Here is a 26,927-nt window from a genome sequence, read left to right on the forward strand (position 1 = left end):
GTACATTCATTAAGTAATAAGCTAGTCTGAAAGAATTACAGGAGGTTATATAAATGAAACAAGAACAGTTAATTTTACATGAACGTCCAAATGGATTGCCTGATGAAAATACATTTCAATTTAAAGAGGTAGAAGTCGGTGAAGCGAATGATGGGCAAGTATTATTAAAAACACTGTATGTTTCTGTTGATCCATACATGCGTGGCAGAATGTCAGATAGAGATTCCTACATTGAACCATTTCAGGTTGGAGAGCCGCTTGCGGGTGGCGTCGTCGCACAAGTGGTTGAGTCAAAGACAGACCAACTTGAAAAAGGGGATATTGTACGAGGAAATCTGCCATTTCAAGAGTATCTTGTAGTACAGCCAGACACGGTCAGCAAGGTTGATACAAATGGCCTTAATCCGAGCGTGGCATTAGGAGCACTTGGGATGCCGGGGTTAACAGCTTACTTTGGTATGATGCATATTGGTGGACCAAAAAAAGGTGAAACTGTCGTTGTTTCTGGTGCTGCAGGTGCAGTCGGGCAAATTGCTGGTCAGCTTGCCAAAAAAGCAGGAGCGCGCGTTGTTGGAATTGTTGGCTCAGAGAAGAAGGCTGCTTATATAACCGAAGAGTTAGGCTATGATGCAGCTGTAGAATATAAGAAAGGAGACGTGCAGCAGCAATTAAAAGAAGCATGTCCAAACGGGATAGATGTGTATTATGAAAATGTTGGAGGAGAAATTGGCGATGCGGTTTGGCCATTGCTAAATGACTTTGCGCGTATTCCAGTATGTGGTGCTATTTCTTCCTACAATTTAAAGGAAGGTGAACAAGATATTGGTCTGCGGATCCAACCATTTTTAATTAAATCACATGCTAAAATGCAAGGATTTATCGTTGGTGATTTTGCTGACCAATTTGGTGAAGCATACAAATTTCTCGCTGAAGGTGTTTCTAATGGAGAATTAAAATTTGAAGAAACAATTAAGGAAGGTTTTAAAACAATCCCAGATGCGTTTCTTGGTTTGTTTACCGGAGAGAATATTGGAAAGCAGTTAGTAAAAGTTGCAGAGGAAGAATAATTTAGCAGTCTGAAGGATATTTGAGTGTGACTGGGGAGACCGGAAGTCCCTGCCTTAAAGCAACATAAATAAAAAAACAGAAGCGCCAAACTCGGGTGCTTCTGTTTTTTATAAATTTCAAAGTCGTTTCAACTAACAATTACAAATCATGATAACATTTCCATCCGGATCTTTAATATTAAACCATGCTGTCTGTTCTACCCATTCTATTTCCCTGACAATATCCACTTCTTTCATTTTAATAGATGTATAGGCTGCCTCGATATCCGGTGCAAAGAAGTTGAAGAGCGGGCTCGGACTGACGATATGCTCGAATGTTGGGTCAAAGGTGTGATCATCAAGCGTAAGGGAAGTAGTTCCATTAACGGGGATATTGTATACAGGTGAGTTTACTTTCTCTAAATCAACGTCAAGGCCTAGTATATCTGCATACCATTGGACTGACTTTTTCAAATTGCTAACATGTACGAAGATACCATTCATTTGATTTTTTATGGGCTGTGTTTGCAAAATAATCCCCCCTGAAAGAGTTGCTTAATATAGATTTTCTACAAAGCGAGTAAAAGTTCTTCAATTATTTCAATAGTTTTTTGTTATTTAGACAATAAATGAACTGTTCCCTGCCAAAACGGAATACTGTTTCCTTTACTTGCATGCCGACGCTTTCCAGTAGGGCACATGACCTTTGATTAGCTGCTTGCGTCTCGGCAACTAGCTGAGAGATCTGCATCTCATTAAAAGCATAGTCAATTAATTTTGCTACGACCTCTCTGGCGATGCCTTTTCCCCACCAAAAAGGAAGAAATTGATAAGAAACCTCTGTAGATATACCATCATGGTGCATATCTAAAGAAATAAGTCCGATAAATTGATCTGTGTTTTTTTCTTTAACGGTAAGGTGCACATCTGAAGTGCTAGAGGTGAGCATTTTTGCAAAGCTATTTTTAATAGAAGCTTCTTGAATCGGCCCACCTAAAAATTTTCGCACTTCTTTATTGCTATACAATTGTTTTACATGTCCATAGTCTTGTTCTGAAATGTCTACCAATCTACAACGAGCGGTTTCCAACATATGAAATCTTCCGGCACCTGAAAGCAAAATTACTCCCATTCCTTTGCCAGCATACTGTATAAAACGCAGTCGTGAAAATGATCATATAAATACTCTGCATCTCGCACGACACCATCCTGTTTAAAACCAAGTCGCTCTGGAATACTTCTGCTCTTTTTATTATCAACACCACACTGAATTTCCACACGGTTTAGTCCATATTCATGAAATGCTTGGTCAATAAGGGCCTTTACAGCAATTGTCATAATTCCATTCCCTTGGTAGTTTTCTCCTAACCAGTACCCGATGCTGGTTTTCTTATTAGCCCGATCAATACCGTGGAAACCAACCATGCCTGTCAGTTCTCCCTTATATAAGATGCCAGCTTGAAAGCCGTTGTGGGAAGAAAACTGGTTTAGCCACATGTCAATAACCGGTTCATAATCCTCTTCCTGTTTCATGTTATCTACCCACGGAAGCCATTGTTTTAAGTAGTTGCGATTTTTATCTACTAGGATAAATAATTCCTGCGCATCCTGTTTTTCAAGTAGCTTCAATGAGATGTCATCATTAATATACTGTGTAAACATAGAATATCCCCCAATTTAAAATGATTGATCGTAGTATACCAAATTATCAGGATATTATATACAACTAGTTACTAAAAATGGTGAACAAAATATACTTTACCGCGTCAACAGCTCCACACCCCGCGACAGCAAGCTCCCGCCCCGCGACAACAAGCACAGGTTCCGCGACAGCCAACATCCCATCCGCGACAGCAAGCATGCCATCCGCGACAGCAAGCATGCCACCCGCAACAGTAAGCACCTCATCCGAGACAACAAGCTCACGCCCCGCGACAGCCAACATCTCACCCAAAAGAGCGAACGTCGCATCCTGGCCAACCAACTCGTCCCCAGCAACACAGCGTACACCGTCTCACCTGAAATAATAATTTAAAGCTTTTTTTACAGCCTCAACATTCCGTATAGATGTGTGAAATAGTGTATGTGCATCTGGTCGAATAACGAGAACATCATACAACTGTAAATCTAATTTCTCTTTTGCTTCATCATATAAATCAATGAACACGTTCTCGCTCTCATCTAACTTTTCTCTAGACTCATTATTTAATAAAAATACTGGCCTTAAAATGTTGCCGCATTCTTTATTAAAGGTCTCCATTGCTCTTTGTAAAACTGTTTGCTTCTTTCGAAAAAAGTGTTCATTGCCATAGACAAGGCAGAGACATTCTCCACTGCGAAGTAGCTCATAAACGTTTATATTTTCCCAAGTAGCTGTAACTATAAGACACGGTGGTACACGCACACCAGCAGGCTTTCCGGTTAGCTTTAGGATATGTTTACTGTATGCTGTGCCGGTATAATCATGGGTAAGCTGGGAAAGATTTTTCATCACCTTTTTTTGAAGCAGAGTCCGTTGCAATAATAATTTCATCATGTTGTTTCTTGTTTGAATAGCCCATGGCTCATTCATGGAAATTACGTTAATCATCCGACTCGTTTTTTTAATAATCTCCGCTGCAATGGGTTTTCTTTCTTGTTGGTAAGAATCAAGTAGTGTAGGGTTGAAATTATTTTTAATTACATAGGCAAGCTTCCATGCTATGTTTACTGCATCCTGGAAACCAATATTCATCCCTTGCCCACCAACCGGATTGTGCACATGGGCAGCATCTCCTGCGAGAAGAACATTTCCATCCCGATAAGAAGCAGCATGGCGATGGGATGTTGTTAGCCCGGATAACCAGTAGGGATCCTCAATTTCCAACGATTCACCATAAACATGTGAAATGGAAGCTCGAAATGTATTCATGTCTACTTTGCTTGGGAAATGTCGATCTTGTTTTGTTAGGTCAATAACGATGATCCTTGTATATTCTCCTTTAAACGGAGCGACAAACAGGAGTCCATTTTTGTTGCTGATTAAGTTTAAGTATTCACGGAATGGCGATTGTTTGAGCTTAACATCACCAAGCATGACGCTAACTCCTTCTGACTTACCCTCAAATGGCATTTGTAGTATTTTTCGTGTGGAACTATGCGCACCATCACAGCCAACCACAAACCGAGCGCTAATTTCTTCCTCTGTTTGTCCTTGTATTAAAGCTTTTACTCCATTATGCTCCTGAATAAGATTCGTTAGCCTTTTACCTCTTTCTACCTTTTTTGGTGGCAAATGATTTTCTAAAATAAGTTCTGTTTCCCGTTGAGATAATATTTAAAAAGGAATAGTCTGTATCGCGATTTAATAATGAAAAATTAATGCGGAAAAGTGGCTTGTTGTTTGAATAAAGCTGAGCATGTTTAGCTAAAAACCCATGTTTTAGAAAAGGAGCGGAAAGTCCGGCTAACTCCATTATTTCCATTGCGCGTGGATGAATACCGAGAGCCTTTGAATAACGAGAAGGACCTTGCTTTTTATCGATGATTCTAAAATTAATCCCATATGTATGGAGCATATTAGCCAGCATTAAGCCGGTAGGACCTGCACCAATAATCAGTACCTCTGTATGCGTCTGTTTCATGATCAATGCCTCCCTTAATTAGTACTAATTTACCCTACACCTGAAAAGAAAAACAAAGGATAAATGACAGAAGTAGGGAAAAATATTGTTAAAGTTATGTAAAAAATATTTTACTTAAGAGTATTTAAATTGACTAAAACTATTCTCTATCTCAGTATAGAAAGTAGAAAGTTGTTCGCATTAAACGAAGATTTCCATGCTGAAAGGGGTTGAATGTATGAAGTTTCTTAAAATCCTATTAATCCTGGCAATAATTATAATCGTGTTTTTTCTATTCACTGGAAATAATAATGAACAAAAAGAAGAGCAAAAGAGCATGGATCAAGAAAAAAAAGAGGCGGAAGTTCAAGTCACTCTCCCGGCGTTTTTCTTTGAGGAGGAAAGGTTACTTGATGACGCGTTTATGGAAGCGGAAAAAAATAATGTGGAAGATGTAACGCAAAACCAAGATGGTTCTGTCACTTTTGCGATGACAACAGAACAACACAAGAATTTATTGAAGGATTTGGAAAAAGATTTAAAGGAAAAAATCGATAAAATAAAACAAAGTGAAAGCACGCCTTCTATTAAAGATATTTATTACAACGAACGCTTTTCTGAATTTACCATGATCGTTGACGAAGAAAAGTATAAAGAAGGTTTTGATGGATTTGCGACACTATCTCTTGGTACTGCTGGTATGTATTATCAAATGTTTAGTGGTGAGGACATAAATGATAGTGAAGTTACAATAAAGCTTGAAAACGAGGGTACAGGAGAGGTTTTTGATAAAATGATTTATCCGGATGCATTGAATGGTTCGGAAATAAAGAAGTAATATAGGTTATAAATGAAAGCAGGCTTATGGATATAGCTATTTACACAAATTTCCCCTTCCTTCATACACTATAGGGACGAAGCTGCTATTTATTTAGTAAGCTTTTCTATATTTAAATGTAACCGCTTAAAAGGTTCCATGTTTAAAAAATTAGGGAATGTTAACAATGGAGATAAATAATTTTCTTGGGAGGGATTTTGACGTGGATAGGTTAAAAGCACTGGAAATGCTTGATCGTATGCGACTGCCAAATGGCGCTTATACCGCAAGTCTTTCCTCTGACTATAGTTATGTCTGGATCAGAGATGTATGCTATACGGTATTGCCATTTCTGTTTCAACGATCCGATCGCTTTGAAAAAGCATATCAAGCCTTGTTTGATATTTTTAAAATCTATGAATGGAAAATTGATATCCATCGTAAGCAAAAGCCTGTACAGCTTTATGAGTATATTCATGCAAGATATTCCAAGGATCTAAAAGAATTGGATGTCGAGTGGGGACATGCGCAGAATGATGCCATTGGTGCTTTTCTCTGGGGCGTTGGTGAAGGACACAAGCACGGGCAGCAGGTAATACGGGATGAGCATGATTTACGTATTATTCAAAAGCTTGTGGATTATTTAGAGTGTGTGGAATACTGGCATGCGGAAGACAATGGCATGTGGGAAGAAAATATGGAGGTACATGCCTCCAGTGTTGGCGCAGCTGTTGCTGGTCTCCGGGCTGTGAAGCTGCTGGTCACAGTGAAAGAAGAACTGATTCAAAAAGGTGAGCAAACCTTAAAAGAGCTGTTGCCAAATGAAAGTAAGACAAAGGAAGCGGATTTAGCTTTACTTTCGTTGATCTATCCTTATCAAATCGTTGAGCGTGAAATGGCATTAGAAATACTGTCTCGTGTCACAAGTAGATTGGAACGAACACATGGCGTCATCCGTTATGAAAATGATCGTTATTATAATGAAGGAAGCGAAGCAGAGTGGACATTTGGTTTTCCATGGCTCGGCCTTTGTTATATGGAGCTCGGAATGAAAGATCGTGCAATGGAATATGTGGGGAAAACAATTGGCAACATACCAGATAATTGGGAGATCCCAGAGCTATTTATTGGTGGAATCAATCAACCGAACGGCAACACTCCACTTGCCTGGTCTGTAGCATTATCGTATTTATTCTTGGAAAAGATCGAAGTCATGAATACACAAGAACAGTATGTGTAAGAAAAAACAGATGCACCCATTTGGGCAGCATCTGTTTTTTTGTGGTTCTGATGTATATGGCGGGTTTATTCAATGATTCTGCGGCGGATAATTATGCTCTGCTGCTGATTACTTGATTTCCACTAGTCCGCAATTTCCTCCTACTATGAATTTACATGATAAAGTATGCATCCTAACATTAGCAATGTGATCTTTATTAATTACAGATTGTTAATTAAGCTCATTGATACTCTGCAAAAAAGACTTAAATTTTTTTCGACAATGCTTCTGAAAACTAGTCAATTATCTTTGAAGGAATCGCAATTTTCGCATGGAATTTAGAGATATAGAATAAAAGAGATTAGTTGAAGGAGAATCAGCTTGTGAAGACAGAGAAATCGAGTGTAATAAAAGAAACAGACGACGTCATGCCAGGAGAATTTGAACGTTATTTATTTCATGAAGGTACATTATATAAGAGTTACAGGATGCTTGGTGCACATATAACTGCACATCAGAAACAACGTGGTGTCCGATTTGCGGTATGGGCTCCAAATGCACTTCAGGTAAACGTGGTGGGTGATTTTAATAACTGGAAAGGGGAGAATGATCCACTCGAACGGATGGATGCTTCCGGTGTTTGGTTTGGTTTTATCCCAGATCTTAAAGAAGGAGATCTATATAAATACGAAATTCATACACCTTCAGGGGATCTTATTCAAAAAGCAGATCCGTATGCGTTTGCATCGGAAACACGTCCAAATACTGCATCAATTATTCACCAGCTGGGAGGCTATGAATGGCAGGATGTAAAATGGGAGACCAATCGAAAAAAGCGGGATCACTATCATGAACCGATGGTAATTTACGAAATGCATGCCGGATCTTGGAAGAAGAAGGAGAACGGAAAATTTTATACATACAGGGAGCTTGCAGATGAATTGATTTCTTACGTTGCTTCCATTGGTTATACACATATTCAATTTATGCCCTTAATGGAGCACCCTTTTGACAGATCATGGGGCTATCAGATTACAGGCTTCTATTCAGTGACAAGCCGTTATGGCTCACCAGAGGATTTTAAATATTTGGTAGATCAGTGTCACCAAGCAGGCCTAGGTGTCATTATGGATTGGGTGCCTTTACATTTTTGTAAAGACGATCCTGGTCTACGGCAATTTGATGGAACACCATTGTATGAACCAAGAGAATTGGATATGGCCGAACGCCCAAATTGGGGAACGTGCAATTTCGATTTTAATAAGCCGGAAGTAGTTAGTTTTCTCATTTCCAATGCAATGTTTTGGCTGGAGGAATATCATATTGACGGTTTTCGTGTTGATGCAGTTTCCTCTATGATCTATTTGAATCATGATAATACACTGGCTGTGCCGGTAACCAATGCTTATGGCGGACCGGAGAATTTGGAAGCAATTGCTTTTATAAAAAAATTAAATGAAGTCATTTTTGCCCAATATCCGCATATACTCATGATTGCGGAAGAAGCGACCGATTATCCTCTTGTTACATCCCCAACCTCTGCTGGTGGCCTTGGTTTTAATTATAAGTGGAATATGGGCTGGGCGAATGATGTGCTTCGCTATATGCAAATGGAGGAAACGGAGCGGAGTCACCATCATCATTTACTTACATTTTCTTTTATGTACGCTTTCTCGGAAAATTTCGTATTGCCCTTTTCCCATGATGAGCTTGTTTACGGTAAAAGATCACTTGTTAACAAGATGTCGGGAGATTATTGGCAGAAGTTTGCTAATCTACGCGTACTTTGTGGCTATTTAATGACACACCCGGGGAAAAAGTTATTGTTTATGGGGAGTGAATTTGCTCAATTCGATGAATGGAAGGATTTGGAGCAGCTTGACTGGAATCTATTGGACTATGATTCTCACACAGAATTCCATCATTATTTTAAATACCTTATTCATTTTTACAGAAGCAACCGTTCGTTGTGGCGACTCGATCATAAACAAGAAGGTTTTGAATGGATTGACCCGCATAATTCCTCAGGTCGTGTCATAAGTTTCATACGTAAGGGGAAGCGAAAGGGAGATTATTGTATTGTTGTCTGTAATTTTAGTTCAACTGTTTATTCGAATTATCGGATCGGTGTACCAGCTGCAGGCGTTTTTCAAGAAAGCTTTAACAGTGATGCAAAGGAGTTTGGTGGTTCTGGTCAACAGAATACAGGGAGGTTACTTGTAGAAAAAATGCCATACCATAATCAGCCATACAGCATGGAGGTAACAGTTCCACCGCTAGGAATGGTGGTTTTTACGAAGAAACCAATACAACGGAAGCAGAAATACAGAAAAGGTTAGGAGTGTTACACAATGAGTAAAAAATGGCTTGCAATGTTACTTGCCGGGGGGCAGGGGACACGGCTCGGCCAGTTGACAAACGCACTGGCAAAACCAGCTGTCCCTTTCGGAGGAAAATACCGGATTATTGATTTTACTTTAAGCAACTGCACCCATTCGGGGATTGATACAGTAGGGGTGCTTACACAATATCAGCCACATTTGTTAAATGATTATGTCGGAAATGGGAAAGCATGGGATCTGGATCGGAATATTGGAGGAGTCTCTGTGCTCCCGCCATACCAGGCCAAGGACGGTGGACATTGGTTTGAAGGAACCGCCGATGCTGTATATCAAAACATACGCTTTATCGACCAGCATGATCCTGAATATGTCCTCGTTATTTCAGGTGATCATATTTATAAAATGGATTACACGAAGCTGCTTGATGCTCATACACAAAAACATGCAGATGCAACGATTGCGGTTATTAAGGTGCCGTGGGAAGAAGCGAGCCGTTTTGGAATAATGAATGTAGATCAGAGAGGGAAAATTACCGAATTTAAAGAAAAACCAGATGTGCCAGAAAGTAATCTTGCTTCCATGGGGGTGTATCTTTTTAATTGGAAGCTACTGAAACGCTATTTGGAAGAAGATGCAGTCAATGAACTATCATCCCATGACTTTGGGAAAGATATTATTCCACGAATGCTTGGTGATAACAAACACCTGTATACATATGCTTTCGATGGATATTGGAAAGATGTCGGAACAATTCGCAGTCTATGGGAAGCAAATATGGATCTGTTGCATAAAACGGATGGCTTTACACTTGATGACCCGGACTGGCGTATTTATGCAGGAAATGCGAATAATCCACCACAATATATTTCACCTTGGGCGAAGATTGAGCGATCGCTCATAAATGAAGGGACGATGATTTTCGGAATGGTGGAAGGCTCGGTTGTTTCTTATAATGTTTCGATCGGTAAAGGTAGTCTAATAAGGAATTCTGTGATTATGCCAAACGTATCCATTGGCAATAATGTCCGGATTGAAAATGCTATTATTGCGCCTCATTCTGTAATTGCTGACTGTTCTGTGATCGGCACTGAAAATCAATCAAAGGAAATCACGTTATATGGGGAGCAGCAGCTGTTGCTTTCTAAACTGGAAAACACCCTGCCATGATGAGAAAGGAATGACATGCAAATGAAAAATGTACTTGGGGTAATTAATCTGGTAAATGATAAACCTTTTTTAAAAGAACTGACAAAGCATCGCTGTCTTGCTTCCGTCCCTTTTGCGGGGAGGTATCGTTTAATCGATTTCACGTTATCTAACTTTATTCATTCGGAAATTACGGATGTGGTCGTTTTTACGAAAGCAAAACATCGCTCCATCATGGACCATCTTGGCTCAGGGAGAGAATGGGACCTGGACAGGAGGAATGGAGGGCTGCATATCCTTCCACCTGTTAGTCCAGATAAAAAAGTAAAAGGCGATTTACAGCAATTTCATGAGCATATACAAGTATTTAAACAAACGAAAGCAGATCTGGTCGTTATTTCTCCAGGCCATCATGTTGGAAAAATTGACTACAGTGAAGCGGTAGATGCCCACAGAAAAAAACAAGCAGACATTACCATTTTATATAAAGATTATGAAGGAGAACCAGTGGAAAAGCCTATCTATCACCAATGTCGTATGCTCCGCGATGGCAGTCTTTTGGATATCGATCTATTCACAGCACCACTTCCTGGAGCGCATGTTTGTTTGGAAACGTATATTTTAGATAAGGCATTGTTTATCAAACTCATTGAGCGCTGTGTGGAGCAGGAGGAATATGATTTTTTAAAAGATGTAGTGAAGGCAAACCAGCATAAATTAAATATTTTAGGCTATGCATTTACAGGGCATTTGCCATTTATTCATTCTAACGAAAGCTACTATAAAAGCAATATGGATTTTCTAAACCCCGAAATCATTCATGATTATTTTTATAAACAAGGAGAAATCTATACAAAAGTAAAACATGAAGCACCGGCAACATATACTGCTACATCCAATGTGAGCAATTCTCTTGTTGCTAACGGTTGTGAAATTGAAGGAACAGTTGAAAACAGTGTTTTATTTCGTGGGGTAAAAGTACATAAGGGTGCTGTGGTAAAGAATAGTATTATCATGCAACGAGGGGAAATTGGAGTAGACGTGGAGATTGATGGAATCATCGCAGATAAACATGTCAAACTGATAAACGAACAAAAGAACACAGAAGCTGGCAAAATTCATGTAATTGAAAAGGCGGCTATACGATAGTGGGGGATAAAAATGCATGTACTTTTTGCGGCATCAGAGTGTGCGCCATTTATTAAAACAGGTGGGCTTGGTGATGTGGTTGGAGCATTGCCAAAGGCGCTTTTGAAGCAAGGTTTAGAGGTAAGTGTCATGTTGCCGAAGTATGAAGATTTGCCGTTTTCCTTGAAACAGGAGATGGAAAATGTAGCTCAAATGAAAGTACCTGTCGGCTGGCGAACCCAATATTGCGGTATTGAAAAATTGGAAAAAGACAATATTACCTATTACTTTCTTGATAATGAATATTATTTTAAACGGCATGGTAGTTACGGATTTTTTGATGATGGTGAACGATTTGCCTTTTTCTCTCGTGCTGTGCTGGAAGCTTTACCCTGCCTGACGAGGAAGACTGATATCATTCACTGCCATGATTGGCAAACAGGTCTGATTAGTGTATTGCTGAAAGCTCATTATCGTAATCATCCATTCTATACAGATATTAAGACTGTTTTTACTATTCATAACCTGCGTTATCAAGGCGTTTATCCAAAGGCGGTACTTTTCGACTTATTGGATTTAAGTGATTTATATTTCCATATGAATGGACTTGAATTCCATGGCAATGTCAGTTATTTAAAAGCGGGGCTTGCATATGCAAATCTGATTACAACCGTAAGTCCGACGTACGCAGAGGAAATCCGACAGCCATATTACGGGGAGCAATTGGACGGCTTTTTGCGCACCCGTGAGGATTTACTGCACGGGATTGTAAATGGTATTGATACAGTGGAGTATAATCCGGCGATAGATCCTTTTATTTTCCAGTCCTATGATAATGCTGAGGGGAAACGAGCAAATAAGCTGCGATTACAGGAAAAGTTGGATCTCGCTGTTGATCGTACTATTCCTGTGATTTCCATGGTAACAAGACTTGTTGAGCAAAAGGGCGTCGATTTGGTGCTCCGTGTTTTTCGCGAAATTCTCGGGCAAAATGTACAGTTTATCTTGCTTGGAACAGGAGAGGAACAGTATGAACAGGCCTTCCGGGACCTCGCTGGCGAATACCCGGAGCAGTTAAGAGTGCAATTATTTTTTGATGAAGAATTGGCAAGGCAAATTTATGCAGGCTCCGATCTGTTTCTCATGCCATCCCAATTCGAACCATGTGGTATCGGCCAGCTGCTGGCACTGCGCTATGGAACCATACCAATTGTCAGGGAAACTGGTGGTTTGAAGGACACCGTCACAGCCTATGATGTACTACGAGATACAGGTTACGGGTTTACTTTCACCAACTATAATGCCCATGACATGCTATATGTGCTAGAGCAAGCAGTTGGTCTATTCCGTTATCAGCCGGGCAAATGGGAGCAGCTGGTCGAGCGAGCCATGAGCCAGGACTTCAGCTGGAATTCATCTGCGCAAGCATACGTAAAACTATATGAGTCATTAGTAAAAGAGAAAACAGCCATGTAAGAATGGCTGTTTTTTTTGGTGGAAGGAGGGAGCACAGCATTCAAATGAGAGAGCCGGCGTTTACATGAGAGAGCACAGCACCCAAATGAGAGAGCCAGCCTTTATATGAGAGAGCACAGCACCCAAATGAGAGAGCGAGCCTTTATATGAGAGAGCACAGCACCTAAATGAGAGAGCCGGCGTTTATATGAGAGGGCACAGTATTCAAATGAGAGAGCGTAGCAATCAAATGAGAAAGCACAGCATTCAAATGAGAGAGCCAACCCCTCTTATGATCCACCCCCATCCCAAAAAACTTCCATCTCTACTACAAATCAGAAAATCTATTCCACGTCCAAAAAGAATAACTAGTTCTATGTTGAATATTACCTTCCACCATTGAGCATGCTGAAGGTAAAGGACATTTGGAAAGGAAATTTTTATGTTTAATATCTTTTCAAAAAAAAACAAAGAAAAAAATGCATTTAAAAATGAGACGCGCCCCTATCAAACTAAATCTGTTTCTGATCAGACATTATCAAATGATTTACATAAAAATATTTCAATAATAAAAGAATCCTTTGCGGATACTGCTGATTTAGTATGTAAAACAATTAATTGGAACGGTAAAAGTGGGTTTCTCTTGTATTTAGAAACACTCGTAGATAACGAGTTAATTGAAAATCATATTATTAAACCGATTAAGCAAGCGCAAGAACAACCAATAATGGAAGTTATTACAGCACTTGATTTAAAAGAATCAATGAAACTGCCAGACGTTGTACAAGCCCTTACAAGTGGCTTTTGTGCTTTTCTTCTACCCAAGTCAAGCAAGGTTACACTTATAAAGGTAAGTAAGCAAAATAATCGCCCGCCAGAAGAGCCATTTAATGAACAGGTTATCAGGGGAGCACATATTGGGTTTATTGAGGATTTAAATACAAATATCAATATAATAAGAAACCAAGTGCAAAATCCGAAGCTAAAGGTCGAATATATTACACTTGGAAAGACGGTTTCCACAAAAGTAGCTATTATGTATTTCGATGATCTTGCAAATAAAGAGCTGATCACAAAAGTAAAAGAACGTCTACAATCCATATCAGCGGATATTATACAAATACCTGGATATATACAGGAATATATAGAAGATCGAACCTATTCACCATTCCCACAAACTCTAAATACGGAAAGGCCGGATCGTCTTATTGCTAACTTAATGGATGGGAGGGTAGGCATTATGATGAATGGAACGCCAACATGCTTGATCGCACCTTCTACTTTAATTTCCTTTTTTCAGTCTCCTGATGACTATAACGGCAGAGTAATGATCGGTTCATTTTACAGGTTTATTCGCGTATTTAGTTTTTTTGTAACGATCGGATTGCCTGCCCTTTATATTGCTGTGGTTTCTTTCCACTATGAATCCGTGCCTGTTGAATTATTATTTGCAATTAAATCTTCTCTGGAACCCATACCTGTGCCACCTCTGTTAGAGGCGATATTTATGGCAGTAACTTTGGAACTAATTAGAGAGGCGACGATCCGGCTGCCAAATCCAGTTGCCCAAACCATTGGAGTTGTAGGTGGATTGGTAATCGGAAATGCGGTAGTTGATGCAAACCTTGTTTCAAATATGATGATTATTGTTATAGCAATTACAGCTATTTCATCATTCATTATGCCTTCAACGGAAATGAGCACAACCATTCGATTGCTAAGCTTCCCATTAATGCTTGCGGCTGCTTTGTTTGGATTAATTGGGATAGTAATTGGATTTTTGATCATTGTTATTCATTTGTGCAAGCTAGAGTCGTTCGGTTCTCCTTATTTTGCACCGTTTGGCCCTTTAAGATGGAAAGAATTAAAAGATACAATCATTCGTTTTCCAACATGGATGCTCAATAGCAGACCAAAGGATGCTCAAGCTGTTTACCGGACTACTCAGGCGGAAAACCCGAGAGAATGGGATGAAAAAAATGAATAACAAAGGCATTTTAACATGGTGGGCCAGTTTTGCTATTTTGGTGCAGGTCCAAATAGGTATTGGAATATTATCCTTACCTCGTGATGTTCATAATATTGCGGAAGGTGATGGATGGATATCTGTTCTACTTGCGGGATTAACTATCCAATTATTTGTTACCGTTATCTGGTTGCTGGCAACTCGCTTTAATTCACAGACACTATATGAATTTGCGCCAAAACTTGTTGGTAAATATTTAGGTCGTTTAATTAATTTAGCGTACAGTGTTTATTTCTTAAGTATGGTGTTTTTAACTACCTTATTATTTACTGATATTTTAAAGCGCTGGGTTCTATTTAAAACACCTCACCTTGTTATATACGTATTAGTTATTGGTGTGGCGTATTATCTTGCTAAAGACAATATTAAAGTTATCGCTCGATTTTATACGTTTACTGCCATATTTGTTATCTTACTCATCTTTATTCTGGTCCCTGCTTTAGTCTCTTTTGACATCCGTTTTGTACTACCGGTAGGCCAAGCAGGTATGAATAATATTGTGAAAGGCATTGAGGAAGTTACGAATTCGATGCTTGGATTTGAATTATTGTTGGTGCTTTTTCCATTTATAGATGAAAGATATAGACGGTATAGTATCGTCTTGGCTGCAAATGGGTTTGTTACAATTCTCTATACACTTATTGTATTTATTACGATAACAGTTTTTAGTCCAGCAGAAATTAAGTTGATTCCTGAGCCGGTGCTTTACATGCTTAAATCATTCCAGTTTGATTTAGTAGAAAGAATCGATCTTTTATTTATGTCTGTATGGTTTGTAAGTATTGTAACAACATTAGTTATGTACTTATATGTTGCTTCATTTGGCATAACAACGATCTTAAAAAGAAAGTCACATGCACAAGTAGTCGCATGGTGTGCTCTTTTAATCATTACAGTACTATTTATTGCAGAAAAAGATATTTATGGAATTGATAACTATGTGCAAGCGCTATCTAATTCGAGCTACCTATTTATCTTTGTTCTTCCACTTATATTATTATCTCTCTCGTTTATAAGGAAGGAGCGAGGCAAATGAAGAGGCTGCAACGCAGATTGTTATTACTTATACCAGTTATGTTACTAACCCTCACAGGCTGCTGGGATCAGCAAATGCTGAAGGAAAACCGTCTGATTTACGGAATTGGGTATGATCCAGGTAAGGATAATAAGCTAAGAGAAACCGTAGTAATTCGCTCTGTTCCCAAAGATCCAAAGGCTGGAATTGCCAACGAAATCGTTAGCGTTAACGGCACAACGATCCGAGAGCAGCGTAGCCTATTGAATAAGCGTATTTCAGGTGATTTTGCAGAAGGAAAAGCAAGAATGATATTACTGAGTGAAGATTTAGCTAAAATAGATATCTATCCCTTCCTTGATTCCTTTTATCGAGACCCACGAAGCCCGCTTGGTGCTAAGCTTGGAGTAGTAAAAGGGAGTGTAGAGGAAATATATCGCATCCAGCAAAAAGAACAAACTTTAATTATAGAGTATATTGAGGAATTATTAGATAATGAAGAACGCAATGGAACGATACCGAAGCAATCGATTCAAACGGTTTGTACCCAATTATTTGATGAGGGCAGGGATTTTGGTTTGCCACTCCTTCGCTATGATGAAGAGAACGAGGGGGTAGAATTAGATGGACTCGCTTTATTCAATAAACGCAGCTATACTGGCGAAAATCTCACCGGTCATCAATCAAAGATGATGATGATTTTGGCTGAGGAACGTGGAAAAAATATTGAACTCACATTTAAAGTAGACAACCAAGAGAAAGAGAATTGGTTATACAATTATGTTTCTGTAATTATTTCTGATGCAGATACAAAGAAAAATATAACGTATGATGCTTCAGCAGGTCAATTTATTGTTGATCTGCATATTCAACTGGAAGTACAAATACAGGAATATGCTTCAGATCACCTATACAAGAAAGAAAAGGCAGATGAGTTAGAAAAGGTAATAAAAGAAAGACTCTATAAAGATGCTGATGAGGTTATTACAAAATTGCAGGAGGTTAATTCAGATGTATTTGGCTATGGAAGAGATCTGTTAGCTTACCATGCAAAACAATTACCTGAGAGGGAATTACATGAGGATTATTTTAAAAAGATGAAGATTAACCCAACCTTCCAAGTAACCATTACAGAAACAGGGGGGATTTATTGATTACTTCAAGGATGCTTTTTTAAATAGAACAAAAGCTGTCTACTGTCTGATAACCATGATAAATTTTGATAGGATCCTTGTTTTTTATGATAGAATGAAGTCATTTACAGAGAGGAAGCTGGAACAATGGATCCTTATGTTCTGTTTCTAACAGGGAGGAAAGCAAATGACAGATATTCTGAAAATTAAGCATGTATCGTGGTTAAGAGAAAAGACCGCAATTTTACAAGATATAAATTGGTCTGTAGCTAAAGGTGAGCACTGGTCCATACTTGGGTTAAACGGGTCTGGAAAAACGACATTATTAAATATGATTAACGGCTATATTTGGCCAACGTCGGGAGAAATTTGTGTATTAGAGCACCCCTTTGGAAAAACGGATTTGCGAGAGTTAAGAAAAAAAATCGGCTGGGTCAGTTCTTCTTTACAAGAAAGAATAGGAGGAACCGAGTTAGCAGAGAATGTAGTCATAAGCGGGGAATATGCATCCATTGGGCTCTATGAGCAGCCTACCTGGGATAATTATAGAATTGCTAAGGGTTTAATGGAAAAGTTAGGCTGTGCACATTTGCTAGGTAAAAGCTATCAAACATGTTCACAAGGTGAAAAACAGAGACTGTTAATTGCAAGAGGGTTAATGGCAAAACCGGAGCTACTCATTCTAGATGAGCCAACAAATGGGCTTGATTTTCTTGCACGAGAAGATCTCCTCCGTGTTATTTCGGAGTTGGCTTTGTCGGAAGATGCTCCTACTATTCTCTTTGTTACCCACCACATGGATGAAGTTCTGCCCGTATTTACACATACATTACTACTCAAGGACGGGTCAGTTTTTGGTAAAGGAAAGACAAAAGAAATAGCAACAAGCAATGTTCTTAGCAGCTTTTTTGGCAGGGAAGTAGATGTGGATACAAGAAATGGGCGTGTACAGGTATTATTAAAAGGCAGTTATAATAATGAGTTCTTGTAACGTAATCAGCATTTAATTGAAAACTTTAAAGTATCACCCTTTTTTAAGTTTTAGAACATTTCACTACTGTATTTACTTTTGCACATCTTGCGTATAGACTACTTAATGTATTGATTAAAAGGGGGTACAATTCCATGAAGAAAATTTTCATACTATTGGCTCTTGTGTTAACAGCATGTGGCCAGACACAAAATAACACAGATAGCTCAAATGGTGGAGATACAAATGCAGAGGAAACTGCAGAAAAGAAAGATGATGGAGAAAATGGCGAAGCAGCAATTAAAAAGGCGCTTTTAAGCAATTACCTAAATGTTGCCAAAACAGTTCGTCCATATCAAACAAAAATTAACTTGTACGTGGAATCTGTAAATAATCCAGAGGCTGAAGCTACAATTGAAACAACAAAAGAAGATGCTATAACTGCAGCAGAAGAAGCTGTTACAGCAATTGAAGGTATCAAAGTAGAAGATCTGGATGAAGATAAAACAGCTACATTTAATGATGCTTTGGCAGAATTAAAAGGTGCTTACGAAGCATACGCAAAAGCACTTGGCGAAGAAGAAATTGACGTTGCAGCAGCAGAAGAAAAAATTAATGCAACAAATGAAAAATTGACTCCGGTATTTGAAGATGCTGGATTACATGCTCCGAATTTAGCCAAGGAAATTAACTAGGAAAAAAACACGCAGAGAAATGCGTGTTTTTTTATTGCTTAAAAATAGTAATATACAACAAAAATTCGGTTTTAAATGCAAAATTTCTCCATTTCGATTAAAATAATACCACTGGAACACTTTTATGATGGAGGTGCTAACTCTTGCACAAAGAAGATAAAAACTATATCGAAATATGGGGAGATAACGTTAAGTTACGAGACTTATTGCTATCCATGGTCTTATGTATTGTTTTTGCGCTCGGCGGATACATCTTGGCACCCGGAGATGCTCCTCAGCCACTCATACTAGGACTAATCGGTGGTGTGATTGGCTTCATTATAAGCAGTATCCTGATAAAACCTAAACGCCGGATTACCGTTCTCGGGGAGGAGGATAAATGATGGATACAGCTATTATTATTCAAATGATACTAGCCAGTATGGGTGGAGCGCTTTTATATACACTAATTGGAATTGCACCAGGTACGGATGAAACAGCAGTGCTCGCACCAGTGACTATTGCACTTGCTTTAGTAGGAGTTAGTCCATATGTTATTTTGGCTTTCTTTATTGCAGCGATAGTTGCGAAAAAGCTTACGGATTCCATCCCGGTAGCAGTTGCGGGTATCCCTGGAGGTGTAATGGCAGCACCAATGGTGGAGCATGCAATGATTTTGAAACAGCATGGCATGCCAGATGTAAGTATTAAAAAAATGTCCTCCGGTTCTGTCATTGGTACGATTGTGTCCATACCAGCAAGCTTTTTGATTGCTAAGCTGATCCTTCCTTATGCAGATACGATAAGCAGCTATGCAGGATTAATATTTTTCCTTGGTGCTGTATTTCTCGCGTTGATGGCCAAAAATAAATTGTTGTCATTACTCATCATTGTGCCATTTGCCTTACTTATACAAGGTTTGCGTCACTTATACTGGGGGCTGGATATTATTCCAGAGGATTCCACTGTGTTTGTTTCCTTCTTCCTCGGTATTACGATTGGACCAATTGCATTTAGCTTATTTTCGTTATTAAGTAAAAAACATCGAAACAGCCTTCCCGGCCTAGGTAACAAGGAAATTACGTTAAAAAAATCAAAAAAAGAAAAAGGATTCCCTAATCCATTTAAAATACTTACAAATAAAGAATCAGCGACATCTGCACTCGGGAGTTTAATTGGTACAGTAACATTTTTCCTTTCTCCTGTTGGGATGACTGTATTTTTAGGTGAATTTTTGACACGCCATATAAAGGATCCCGTTCAACGAGCATCTAGGGCAATTTCCACAATGGATGGTTTGACAAATGCTTCCTACATCTCGGGTACATTGGTTCCGCTCATTGCGATTGGATTACCGCTATCCCCAATGGCGATCGGACCGGCAGCTGGATTATTTAATGCTCCTCCGGTATTTACACCAGAACACAATATTCACCATATTTTATCCATGGGAGAAATTATGACTGCAACAATAATTGGTGCAGTGATTGCGATTGTCATCACTTTCTACATTACGATAAAGTATGCCAGTCAAATTTGTGCTTTTGTGTTCAAATACATACCACATGAAGCGTTAATTGGACTTTTCGCTGGGCTTGTCGTCATGCTCGCATATATGGATGCTGGCTGGATTAACATTTTAGGTACGCTTGTAGTTGCGCTAGTCTCCGGACTTCTATATAAAAATGGAGTGAATTATGGAGTTATGTTTATGGTTCTTTATGCAGCACCATGGCTCCTTGGATTGTTTATGTAACCAAATACAGAAGATAATAGCCGTTGATCTATGATTGACGGCTTTTTTTAATTGTTTTAAAGCTGTAAATTGTTGATTTTGTCTCGGATAGGGTGCGTGGTGTCGCGGATAGGAGTGAATTAGTCGCGGGTAGATAGGTGGGTGTTGCGGTAAGCTAATAAAATGTCTCGGTTCAAGTCTGTTTTGTCGCGGTAAGACTAATTTATGTCTTGATATTATCTCAATTCAATAGATAACTTTATAAATAATTAATTTAATAAAAATTTCTGTTATAAGTTCTGAATCTTCACTCACACTAGTGGAATATTATGTTAATATTAGGATGCGGATGTTGATAAATTATTTCGGTTTTTTTGCAGAACTAATTACTTTAAAACGAAAGAAATAATAGGAATTTAAATGAGTAAAGTTAATATAAATGGAAGGATGTGTATAATGAGGAAATTAATAAAAATGAGTTTATTATTTAGTTTATTAATTATTCTTATCCCCCTAAATGCCTGTACTAAGGAAGAAGCAGAGACGAATTTTCATTTGCTTTTAAAAGGAAATAGTGCGAAATGGGATGTGAATGAGTATGAAGTGAAAATATCACCTAATTACTTCGAAGCGGGTCATGGCGTGTTAAGTATGAAGGGGGAACAAGAATATTATACAGATTTCTTTCATTTTGATACACACGCAGTAATTAATGAGAAGGATATAACGGTACATTCTGGCTCGGTTTCTGGCAAAGAAGTAAATATAGCAGAAAAAACAACCGGAAAGGTGGAAGGCGGCGAATATTTAAATGCAAAGGGTGAGCCAATTTCACTTGAGGATGTTAATAGAATTTATATCGTTGTGAAATGGTGGGATAAACAGAAAAAGGAAGACGCAGAGGAAACGATTACTTTGTACAGTAAAACAAAAGAGGGAAATACAACAACATCATAAACTTAGAATAAACGGTAAAGAAACTAGAATAAAAGTTGGCTAATAAGGAGGGGTTTTATGTCTGTGCCAAAACATATTGTTTCTGCTGCAACCATCGTCTTAAATGAGCATAATGAAATTTTGCTTATTAAAGGGCCGAGACGTGGATGGGAAATGCCAGGCGGACAGGTGGAAGAGGGAGAATCTTTAGAAGAAGCGGCGATCCGAGAGACAAAAGAAGAATCAGGAATTGACATAGAAATTACAAGGTTTTGTGGAATTTACCAGAATGTGAGTAATTCTATATGCAATACTTTATTCATGGGAAAGCCGGTTGGGGGTGTGCCAACAACAAGCCCGGAAAGCTTAAAAGTGGGATATTTTCCCATGAAAGAAGGATTAGAAATGGTAACATGGAAGAATTTCAGAGAACGGATAGAGAGTTGTATTAACCTGGAGTGCCAACCTTTTTACATATCATTTTAAGGAGTTAAATGCAGATATAGAAAGTAGTACCCCGAAATAAGAAGTTTTGTAGGTTTTCAATTCGAAACAAAAAGCATATAATAGGAAGTGGTGAAACTATTACTTATTATATAATACTATGATATGCTTTTAGAGGTTAGAATTTATGTTAAAAGGGAGATGGGGGAGGTTGGACGCGTGAGTATTACAGCAACGTGTTTAAACCTACATACTTTCTGCAAATTTTAGGGGAAAAGGTTGATAAAAATGAGCAACAGAGTAACTGAGACAGAAGTCATTTTAATTGGCGCGGGCATCATGAGTGCTACATTGGGAACCCTTCTGAAAGAGTTAGTACCTGAATGGGACATCACCGTTTTTGAAAAACTGGATAAAGCGGGGGAAGAGAGTTCCAATGTATGGAATAATGCAGGTACAGGGCATTCTGCATTATGTGAGCTTAACTATACATCCGAAAAACCGGATGGATCAATGGATATTAGTAAAGCGATTAAAGTGAATGAGCAATTTCAGGTTTCAAAACAGTTTTGGGCTTATCTCGTCAACAATAATCTGATTGGTGATCCACAGCAATTTATTATGTCTTTACCGCATATGAGCTTAGTGCAGGGAGAAGACAATGTAACTTTTTTAAAGAAACGATTTAAAGCACTATCAAACAATCCTCTTTTTGAGGGAATGGAATATTCCGATGATCCAAAAACATTGGTGGAATGGTTACCGCTTATTATGCAGGACCGCCCATCAAACGAGGCAATTGCAGCTACGAAAATGGATACAGGAACAGATGTAAACTTTGGGGCATTGACTCGCATGTTATTTGAACATTTACAGAGCAAGAATGTCGAGATCAACTATAAGCATAGTGTAGAAGACGTTAAGCGGACCAGTGACGGCAAATGGGAAGTAAAAGTACATGATATGGAAAATGATAAATTGGAATTCCATACATCCAAGTTCGTCTTTATTGGCGGCGGTGGAGGAAGTCTTCATTTATTACAAAAAAGCGGCATACCTGAAGGAAGACATATTGGCGGCTTCCCGGTAAGTGGTTTATTCATGGTGTGTAATAATCCGGAAATTATTGAGAAGCATAATGCAAAGGTATATGGTAAGGCCAAAGTTGGTGCACCACCAATGTCTGTACCACATTTGGATACGCGTTATATTGATGGGAAGCGTTCCTTATTGTTCGGTCCATATGCAGGCTTCTCACCAAAATTCTTAAAAACAGGGTCATTGTTTGATTTAGCTACATCGGTAAAACCGAATAACGTTTTCACCATGCTTGCAGCTGGTGCGAAACAAATGCCGCTAACCAAATATTTGATTACACAAGTCATGCAATCCAAGGAAAAACGGATGGAAGAGTTGCGTGAATTTATTCCTGACGCGCAGAGTAAGGATTGGGATTTAGTTGTTGCAGGTCAGCGTGTCCAAGTAATTAAGGATACAGAAGCTGGTGGCAAAGGCACATTGCAATTTGGTACAGAAGTAATTACTTCAGAAGATGGCTCTATTGCAGCATTACTAGGCGCATCTCCAGGAGCATCTACTGCTGTGCACGTCATGCTTGATGTGCTGAATCGTTGCTACCCGCAGTATATGGAAGCATGGGAACCAAAAATTAAAGAAATGGTCCCTTCTTATGGACTATCGTTAATGGATCATCCAGAGCTCCTAAAGGATATTCATAAAACAACAGCAAAAGCACTTGGCTTAACTGAAAAAGAGGGCAAGCAAGCTGTATTCAACTGATTGTTAAAACGAAAAAAGTAGTAAAGAACCTTTCTTCTATATTAGAAGGAAGGTTCTTTTTTAAAGATTTTCGATAAAGCTGTTCTGTGGCGGGATTGCCGCCGCTTTTATTGCTGATTACTGGAGTCTGCGGCGGATATACTTAATTTACTGCTGATTCTTGCATTATACTGCGGATAAATCTTCTTTACTGCTGATACACCACTACTTCAGTTTTTAAAATAATATAAGTATTTTTCTCTAACATCAACTAATTCTTAAAAATAAGGGGAGGTCTCATGAAAACACTAATTATAGGTTTGGGAAGTATCATACTGATCGGTTTGATTGCAGGAATGTTTATATATGAAAACAGAGACGAGGACACACTCCCTCAATACCAAATGGATACGGGAGAACCTGAAGATAGCTCCAACGCAACTACACAAACAGAACCACAACAAGAAGATTTGTGGCCAGTAGATGGAGATGAGATAAGTTATTCCTTGCAAAATGAAAAGCTACATATTACCTATGACAAGGGAGAAAGCTGGGTTACTGTCCCGGTGGAAAAAGATAAACTGTTTGCAGGAGAATACAATGGAAACAAGCAATCACTCATTGACACCAGCTATATACTTACTGAGAAGCGGGCTGCTTTCCTTTACGCAGAAGGCACAAACTGGGAAGCCCAAACGGTTGGCATCGTTTATTCTGAGGATCAGGGGAAGACATGGGAAAAAAATATTGTCACTGAGTCCTTTCCAGCTTTACGATTTAGAAAAGTAGACTTTGTAAATGATCAATTTGCTTACGTCATTTTGTCTGGTGGAAGAACCATGTCACAGGAGGGCACACAGCCATATATTTCCGAGGATGGCGGAAAGACTTGGACCCAGACAAATACACCAGGAACAACAAGGCTGATATCCGACGGAGCGTTTATAAATGAAAAAACAGGGTTTCTATCTTATGGAACGATTAACCCTGACCAACCGGACCTTTATGTTACAGAGGATGCGGGTGAATCGTGGGAAATGGCAAGCTTTCAAATGCCAGAAAAATATGAACCTGTATTTGTTACAGCAGAAATGCCTGTTAAGGAGGAAGATCATTTAGCCATATTAGTAAATCAAGGGCCGAATGGAGATTATTTGGGAGGAAAGGTCAAAGGTAAATTTATTTCCAAAGATAATGGGAAGACATGGGATTTTTCTAAGGAGGTGCAGCCAAATGAATAAAAATAAAAGCAGGAAGGTGTTTGGCTGGGTACTTCTACTGATCACGTTGGGATTTTTTTGTTTGCAAATGGGGAGCTTGTTTGTCCAGGCACGCTATGATGCTTCCTACGTAGATGATCGGTTATTTTATATTTTAAATATGGTTATAGTTATTTGTCTTATGCTTTCCATTTGGTTTCTACTAAAACCAACGAAAAAAATTGCGGTAAGCTTCACTATTATTTTTGCGTTGTTTGTTATTGCTAATGGTATATTGCTTGTGAACAGAATGGAAGACACAAAAAATATTTTAAGCGTTTCACCAGATTGGCAGCACGTACTCTCCATTAAGCAAGATGGGCAATCAAAGGAAGCTGTATATTATCGTTCTTATTATGGGATTTTGGCACGACCAAAAGAACAGTTACCTTATGCAATAAACGATGAATATGAGGTGAAATGGCTAGCCAAGGATGTGGCAGCATTTACGTACAAAGCAACAGACGAATCCATTCAGCAATTTATTGCAACATATGGAGATCGAGGCAGTGGGACGTCTTACTATTATGTAGGAGGACAAACCCACGGAGTCTGGCAAGCCAAGGATACAAAAGTGATAAATAATCAAGAAGGTATTTCAATTACTCATAATGGTGAAACGGAAGTATTTGAATGGGATTATATCGAACAATTCGGAACCCTGGCTATTGTTCTGAAAAAAGATCATGAAGCTGCATGGACAATTGCCTTAAAGGAAAATTTCGAGGTACATGCAGATGCTTCCAAGAAAACAGTAGGAAATATCGTGCTATATAAAGCATCCTTAGAGGAAAGTGAACCAATTTTGCTGGAGTATCAAGGTGAATATGAATAAAAAGGTCATCCTTAGTGATGATCTTTTTTTATGAAATTAAACTTAATAATGGAATATTATGTTAATATGAAGGAGTATATCATTCGAAATGTGAATTTCTGCTGAATTACTTTCTTAGAGGGGGGACATATGATGAGTAAACAACTCTCATGTTTTATCTCAGGGTTAATTATCATATTATTAAGTGTGCCTTTAGGAGAGAAAATGGTTGATATAGTGTATCTAGACCAGTCTCTTACTGGTGAATATCCATCTATCCTTAACGGATTTATCCATTCCTTTATGCTGATTGGTACACTTGTATTCAGTATTGGTCTTATTGAATTAAGAAAAAGTACAGAAAGATAGGAGGTGCCAATATGCCGGCATGTCAAAACTGTGGAAATCCATGGTCCTGGGGCCAAACGATCAAAACATTATTTAAATTAACATGTCCTTATTGTGGCGTAAAACAATACGAGTCTGCTTCTTCTAGAATGAAAAGTAGTATGTTTATGCTTATCCCGTTACTTCTATTACCAATTAATGTCTGGTTCCAGCTGTCGTTTGTAATGGTAGCTATTACGGCTTTTTTATTAGTAGCTATCATACTTGCTTGTTATCCATTTATATTGGAGTTGTCGAATGAGAAGGAACCCTATTGGTAAGTGCCATGAGACGACTAGAAAGCTATGTTTTTAATTCTTTAGACAAAATAGAGGAAGGAGATTTATGTTGAAGAGGAGAAAAAGAAAGCTACAATTGTCTTTCCATGCGATTACTTATCTGATAATTTTTATTTTTTCATTATCTATTTATCCGACAACCAGTGATGCATGCTCATGTCTGGAGCCCGGCCCCCCAAAAGAAGAACTAAAACGCAGTTCAGCAGTGTTCGCTGGTAAAGTTATTAAACAAATAGATGAGAACGAAAATAATCTAATTCAATCATCAGCAGATCAAATTGTCACGGTTCTTAAAGTAGATATGACGTGGAAAGGAATAAATGAAACAGAAGTGATTGTTTATACAGAGAGAGATTCGGCAAGCTGTGGGTTTGAATTTAAAGTAAACAATTCGTATCTAGTATATGCAACGAAAAAGGATGATAAGCTTCATGTCAGCTTATGCTCCAGAACTACCGCGTTAACAGAGGCCACAGAGGATTTGACAGAACTAGGTGATGGAAAGAAGCCAACCAACCAAGTATCTGTCAATGTGAACGATGAATCTAATGAGAGTACTAATCTAGGGTTTTTTATTTATTTGGCAATAATGTTCTTGTTGCTGGGTGGCGGGTACAGGATGGTATTAAAACAAAGAAGAAATTAATTTCAGCTGAAAAAGGAAGGGATATGTTGTACAAAAGATTAAGATCATTTTTATC

The 26,927-nt window shown here is 38.6% G+C and carries 28 protein-coding genes; 22 read left to right on the forward strand and 6 right to left on the reverse strand.

Annotated elements, in window-relative coordinates:
- The first annotated feature begins 53 nt into the window (after positions 1 to 53).
- A complete protein-coding gene (locus JCM12304_RS09605; protein WP_060680059.1) occupies positions 54 to 1,067 on the forward strand; it encodes an NADP-dependent oxidoreductase in 1,014 nt (337 codons plus the stop codon).
- 132 nt (positions 1,068 to 1,199) lie between these two features.
- On the opposite strand, the gene JCM12304_RS09610 is transcribed toward JCM12304_RS09605, so the two are convergent.
- The 6 genes from JCM12304_RS09610 to JCM12304_RS09635 form a co-directional block, all read right to left on the reverse strand.
- Entirely contained in the window at positions 1,200 to 1,577 is a 378-nt protein-coding gene (locus JCM12304_RS09610) for a VOC family protein (protein ID WP_019376559.1), read from the reverse strand.
- Between the two features lie 64 nt (positions 1,578 to 1,641).
- Entirely contained in the window at positions 1,642 to 2,115 is a 474-nt protein-coding gene (locus tag JCM12304_RS09615; RefSeq protein ID WP_256200810.1) for a GNAT family N-acetyltransferase, read from the reverse strand.
- A 53-nt stretch (positions 2,116 to 2,168) separates the two neighbouring features.
- Positions 2,169 to 2,708, reverse strand: coding sequence for a GNAT family N-acetyltransferase (locus tag JCM12304_RS09620; RefSeq protein WP_060680061.1), 540 nt, complete (start codon positions 2,706 to 2,708; stop codon positions 2,169 to 2,171).
- A 64-nt stretch (positions 2,709 to 2,772) separates the two neighbouring features.
- Entirely contained in the window at positions 2,773 to 3,000 is a 228-nt protein-coding gene (locus tag JCM12304_RS19745; protein WP_218185782.1) for a hypothetical protein, read from the reverse strand.
- A gap of 60 nt (positions 3,001 to 3,060) precedes the next feature.
- The gene (locus JCM12304_RS09630) at positions 3,061 to 4,320 is read right to left on the reverse strand and encodes an FAD-dependent monooxygenase (protein ID WP_060680066.1); all 1,260 of its coding nucleotides are present in this window, start codon (positions 4,318 to 4,320) and stop codon (positions 3,061 to 3,063) included.
- Positions 4,292 to 4,669 carry an FAD-dependent monooxygenase gene (locus JCM12304_RS09635; RefSeq protein ID WP_060680073.1) on the reverse strand — a complete coding sequence of 126 codons (378 nt, stop codon included), beginning with the start codon at positions 4,667 to 4,669 and terminating at the stop codon, positions 4,292 to 4,294. The genes JCM12304_RS09630 and JCM12304_RS09635 overlap by 29 nt, the downstream gene beginning before the upstream one ends.
- A 217-nt stretch (positions 4,670 to 4,886) precedes the next feature.
- Between JCM12304_RS09635 and JCM12304_RS09640 the strand changes: the two genes are divergently transcribed.
- The 21 genes from JCM12304_RS09640 to JCM12304_RS09740 all read left to right on the forward strand — a co-directional run bounded on the left by JCM12304_RS09640 (position 4,887) and on the right by JCM12304_RS09740 (position 26,872).
- The gene (locus JCM12304_RS09640; protein WP_060680075.1) at positions 4,887 to 5,486 is read left to right on the forward strand and encodes a hypothetical protein; all 600 of its coding nucleotides are present in this window, start codon (positions 4,887 to 4,889) and stop codon (positions 5,484 to 5,486) included.
- A gap of 166 nt (positions 5,487 to 5,652) precedes the next feature.
- Positions 5,653 to 6,705: a glycoside hydrolase family 15 protein gene (locus JCM12304_RS09645; RefSeq protein WP_369813154.1), complete on the forward strand. Its 1,053-nt coding sequence runs from the start codon at positions 5,653 to 5,655 to the stop codon at positions 6,703 to 6,705.
- 407 nt (positions 6,706 to 7,112) lie between these two features.
- Positions 7,113 to 9,023 carry a 1,4-alpha-glucan branching protein GlgB gene (gene glgB / locus JCM12304_RS09650; protein WP_060680106.1) on the forward strand — a complete coding sequence of 637 codons (1,911 nt, stop codon included), beginning with the start codon at positions 7,113 to 7,115 and terminating at the stop codon, positions 9,021 to 9,023.
- Positions 9,024 to 9,035: 12 nt separating this feature from the next.
- A complete protein-coding gene (locus tag JCM12304_RS09655; protein WP_060680078.1) occupies positions 9,036 to 10,193 on the forward strand; it encodes a glucose-1-phosphate adenylyltransferase in 1,158 nt (385 codons plus the stop codon).
- A 21-nt stretch (positions 10,194 to 10,214) separates the two neighbouring features.
- A complete protein-coding gene (glgD, locus tag JCM12304_RS09660) occupies positions 10,215 to 11,321 on the forward strand; it encodes a glucose-1-phosphate adenylyltransferase subunit GlgD (protein WP_060680108.1) in 1,107 nt (368 codons plus the stop codon).
- 12 nt (positions 11,322 to 11,333) lie between these two features.
- Complete coding sequence (glgA, locus tag JCM12304_RS09665) at positions 11,334 to 12,776, forward strand: glycogen synthase GlgA (protein ID WP_060680080.1); 1,443 nt, start codon at positions 11,334 to 11,336, stop codon at positions 12,774 to 12,776.
- 421 nt (positions 12,777 to 13,197) lie between these two features.
- Entirely contained in the window at positions 13,198 to 14,742 is a 1,545-nt protein-coding gene (locus JCM12304_RS09670) for a spore germination protein (RefSeq protein WP_060680083.1), read from the forward strand.
- Positions 14,735 to 15,817 (forward strand): GerAB/ArcD/ProY family transporter, encoded by a 1,083-nt coding sequence (locus JCM12304_RS09675; protein WP_172675279.1) that lies wholly within the window; start codon positions 14,735 to 14,737, stop codon positions 15,815 to 15,817. Before JCM12304_RS09670 ends, JCM12304_RS09675 begins: the two co-directional genes overlap by 8 nt.
- On the forward strand, positions 15,814 to 16,950 hold the full coding sequence (locus JCM12304_RS09680; protein WP_060680087.1) for a Ger(x)C family spore germination protein: 1,137 nt from the start codon (positions 15,814 to 15,816) through the stop codon (positions 16,948 to 16,950). The genes JCM12304_RS09675 and JCM12304_RS09680 overlap by 4 nt, the downstream gene beginning before the upstream one ends.
- Before the next feature lie 166 nt (positions 16,951 to 17,116).
- Positions 17,117 to 17,920 carry an ABC transporter ATP-binding protein gene (locus JCM12304_RS09685; RefSeq protein ID WP_060680089.1) on the forward strand — a complete coding sequence of 268 codons (804 nt, stop codon included), beginning with the start codon at positions 17,117 to 17,119 and terminating at the stop codon, positions 17,918 to 17,920.
- A gap of 134 nt (positions 17,921 to 18,054) precedes the next feature.
- A complete protein-coding gene (locus JCM12304_RS09690) occupies positions 18,055 to 18,594 on the forward strand; it encodes a hypothetical protein (protein ID WP_060680091.1) in 540 nt (179 codons plus the stop codon).
- 143 nt (positions 18,595 to 18,737) lie between these two features.
- Positions 18,738 to 18,977 carry a hypothetical protein gene (locus JCM12304_RS09695; RefSeq protein ID WP_060680093.1) on the forward strand — a complete coding sequence of 80 codons (240 nt, stop codon included), beginning with the start codon at positions 18,738 to 18,740 and terminating at the stop codon, positions 18,975 to 18,977.
- A complete protein-coding gene (locus JCM12304_RS09700) occupies positions 18,977 to 20,329 on the forward strand; it encodes a tripartite tricarboxylate transporter permease (protein ID WP_060680095.1) in 1,353 nt (450 codons plus the stop codon). Before JCM12304_RS09695 ends, JCM12304_RS09700 begins: the two co-directional genes overlap by 1 nt.
- Positions 20,330 to 20,764: 435 nt before the next feature.
- The gene (locus JCM12304_RS09705) at positions 20,765 to 21,265 is read left to right on the forward strand and encodes a hypothetical protein (protein WP_060680096.1); all 501 of its coding nucleotides are present in this window, start codon (positions 20,765 to 20,767) and stop codon (positions 21,263 to 21,265) included.
- Between the two features lie 57 nt (positions 21,266 to 21,322).
- Positions 21,323 to 21,730 carry an NUDIX hydrolase gene (locus JCM12304_RS09710; RefSeq protein ID WP_060680097.1) on the forward strand — a complete coding sequence of 136 codons (408 nt, stop codon included), beginning with the start codon at positions 21,323 to 21,325 and terminating at the stop codon, positions 21,728 to 21,730.
- Between the two features lie 246 nt (positions 21,731 to 21,976).
- Positions 21,977 to 23,488 (forward strand): malate:quinone oxidoreductase, encoded by a 1,512-nt coding sequence (locus tag JCM12304_RS09715; protein WP_060680109.1) that lies wholly within the window; start codon positions 21,977 to 21,979, stop codon positions 23,486 to 23,488.
- Between the two features lie 278 nt (positions 23,489 to 23,766).
- Positions 23,767 to 24,708 (forward strand): WD40/YVTN/BNR-like repeat-containing protein, encoded by a 942-nt coding sequence (locus tag JCM12304_RS09720; protein WP_060680098.1) that lies wholly within the window; start codon positions 23,767 to 23,769, stop codon positions 24,706 to 24,708.
- Positions 24,701 to 25,561 carry a hypothetical protein gene (locus JCM12304_RS09725; RefSeq protein ID WP_060680099.1) on the forward strand — a complete coding sequence of 287 codons (861 nt, stop codon included), beginning with the start codon at positions 24,701 to 24,703 and terminating at the stop codon, positions 25,559 to 25,561. The genes JCM12304_RS09720 and JCM12304_RS09725 overlap by 8 nt, the downstream gene beginning before the upstream one ends.
- Before the next feature lie 132 nt (positions 25,562 to 25,693).
- Positions 25,694 to 25,909 carry a hypothetical protein gene (locus JCM12304_RS09730; protein ID WP_060680100.1) on the forward strand — a complete coding sequence of 72 codons (216 nt, stop codon included), beginning with the start codon at positions 25,694 to 25,696 and terminating at the stop codon, positions 25,907 to 25,909.
- A gap of 11 nt (positions 25,910 to 25,920) precedes the next feature.
- Positions 25,921 to 26,208, forward strand: a complete 288-nt coding sequence (locus JCM12304_RS09735; protein WP_060680101.1) for a TIGR04104 family putative zinc finger protein — start codon at positions 25,921 to 25,923, stop codon at positions 26,206 to 26,208.
- 64 nt (positions 26,209 to 26,272) lie between these two features.
- Complete coding sequence (locus JCM12304_RS09740) at positions 26,273 to 26,872, forward strand: hypothetical protein (protein ID WP_060680103.1); 600 nt, start codon at positions 26,273 to 26,275, stop codon at positions 26,870 to 26,872.
- Positions 26,873 to 26,927 lie beyond the last annotated feature (55 nt).

This window comes from Virgibacillus halodenitrificans JCM 12304, assembly GCF_001310895.1.
In the GTDB taxonomy this organism is placed as follows: domain Bacteria; phylum Bacillota; class Bacilli; order Bacillales; family Amphibacillaceae; genus Virgibacillus_Q; species Virgibacillus_Q halodenitrificans.

Bases quoted from the DNA above. Each gene is read 5' to 3' on its own strand.
- JCM12304_RS09720 (WP_060680098.1), top strand. From the start codon at position 23,767: ATGAAAACACTAATTATAGGTTTGGGAAGTATCATACTGATCGGTTTG.
- JCM12304_RS09635 (WP_060680073.1), bottom strand. From the start codon at position 4,669: ATGAAACAGACGCATACAGAGGTACTGATTATTGGTGCAGGTCCTACC.
- JCM12304_RS09680 (WP_060680087.1), top strand. From the start codon at position 15,814: ATGAAGAGGCTGCAACGCAGATTGTTATTACTTATACCAGTTATGTTA.
- JCM12304_RS09620 (WP_060680061.1), bottom strand. From the start codon at position 2,708: ATGTTTACACAGTATATTAATGATGACATCTCATTGAAGCTACTTGAA.
- JCM12304_RS09710 (WP_060680097.1), top strand. From the start codon at position 21,323: ATGTCTGTGCCAAAACATATTGTTTCTGCTGCAACCATCGTCTTAAAT.
- JCM12304_RS09645 (WP_369813154.1), top strand. From the start codon at position 5,653: ATGGAGATAAATAATTTTCTTGGGAGGGATTTTGACGTGGATAGGTTA.
- JCM12304_RS09670 (WP_060680083.1), top strand. From the start codon at position 13,198: ATGTTTAATATCTTTTCAAAAAAAAACAAAGAAAAAAATGCATTTAAA.
- glgD (WP_060680108.1), top strand. From the start codon at position 10,215: ATGAAAAATGTACTTGGGGTAATTAATCTGGTAAATGATAAACCTTTT.
- JCM12304_RS09640 (WP_060680075.1), top strand. From the start codon at position 4,887: ATGAAGTTTCTTAAAATCCTATTAATCCTGGCAATAATTATAATCGTG.
- JCM12304_RS09725 (WP_060680099.1), top strand. From the start codon at position 24,701: ATGAATAAAAATAAAAGCAGGAAGGTGTTTGGCTGGGTACTTCTACTG.
- JCM12304_RS09700 (WP_060680095.1), top strand. From the start codon at position 18,977: ATGGATACAGCTATTATTATTCAAATGATACTAGCCAGTATGGGTGGA.
- glgB (WP_060680106.1), top strand. From the start codon at position 7,113: ATGCCAGGAGAATTTGAACGTTATTTATTTCATGAAGGTACATTATAT.
- JCM12304_RS09735 (WP_060680101.1), top strand. From the start codon at position 25,921: ATGCCGGCATGTCAAAACTGTGGAAATCCATGGTCCTGGGGCCAAACG.
- JCM12304_RS09605 (WP_060680059.1), top strand. From the start codon at position 54: ATGAAACAAGAACAGTTAATTTTACATGAACGTCCAAATGGATTGCCT.
- JCM12304_RS09740 (WP_060680103.1), top strand. From the start codon at position 26,273: ATGTTGAAGAGGAGAAAAAGAAAGCTACAATTGTCTTTCCATGCGATT.
- glgA (WP_060680080.1), top strand. From the start codon at position 11,334: ATGCATGTACTTTTTGCGGCATCAGAGTGTGCGCCATTTATTAAAACA.
- JCM12304_RS09730 (WP_060680100.1), top strand. From the start codon at position 25,694: ATGAGTAAACAACTCTCATGTTTTATCTCAGGGTTAATTATCATATTA.
- JCM12304_RS09705 (WP_060680096.1), top strand. From the start codon at position 20,765: ATGAGGAAATTAATAAAAATGAGTTTATTATTTAGTTTATTAATTATT.
- JCM12304_RS09685 (WP_060680089.1), top strand. From the start codon at position 17,117: ATGACAGATATTCTGAAAATTAAGCATGTATCGTGGTTAAGAGAAAAG.
- JCM12304_RS09690 (WP_060680091.1), top strand. From the start codon at position 18,055: ATGAAGAAAATTTTCATACTATTGGCTCTTGTGTTAACAGCATGTGGC.
- JCM12304_RS09715 (WP_060680109.1), top strand. From the start codon at position 21,977: ATGAGCAACAGAGTAACTGAGACAGAAGTCATTTTAATTGGCGCGGGC.
- JCM12304_RS09675 (WP_172675279.1), top strand. From the start codon at position 14,735: ATGAATAACAAAGGCATTTTAACATGGTGGGCCAGTTTTGCTATTTTG.
- JCM12304_RS09655 (WP_060680078.1), top strand. From the start codon at position 9,036: ATGAGTAAAAAATGGCTTGCAATGTTACTTGCCGGGGGGCAGGGGACA.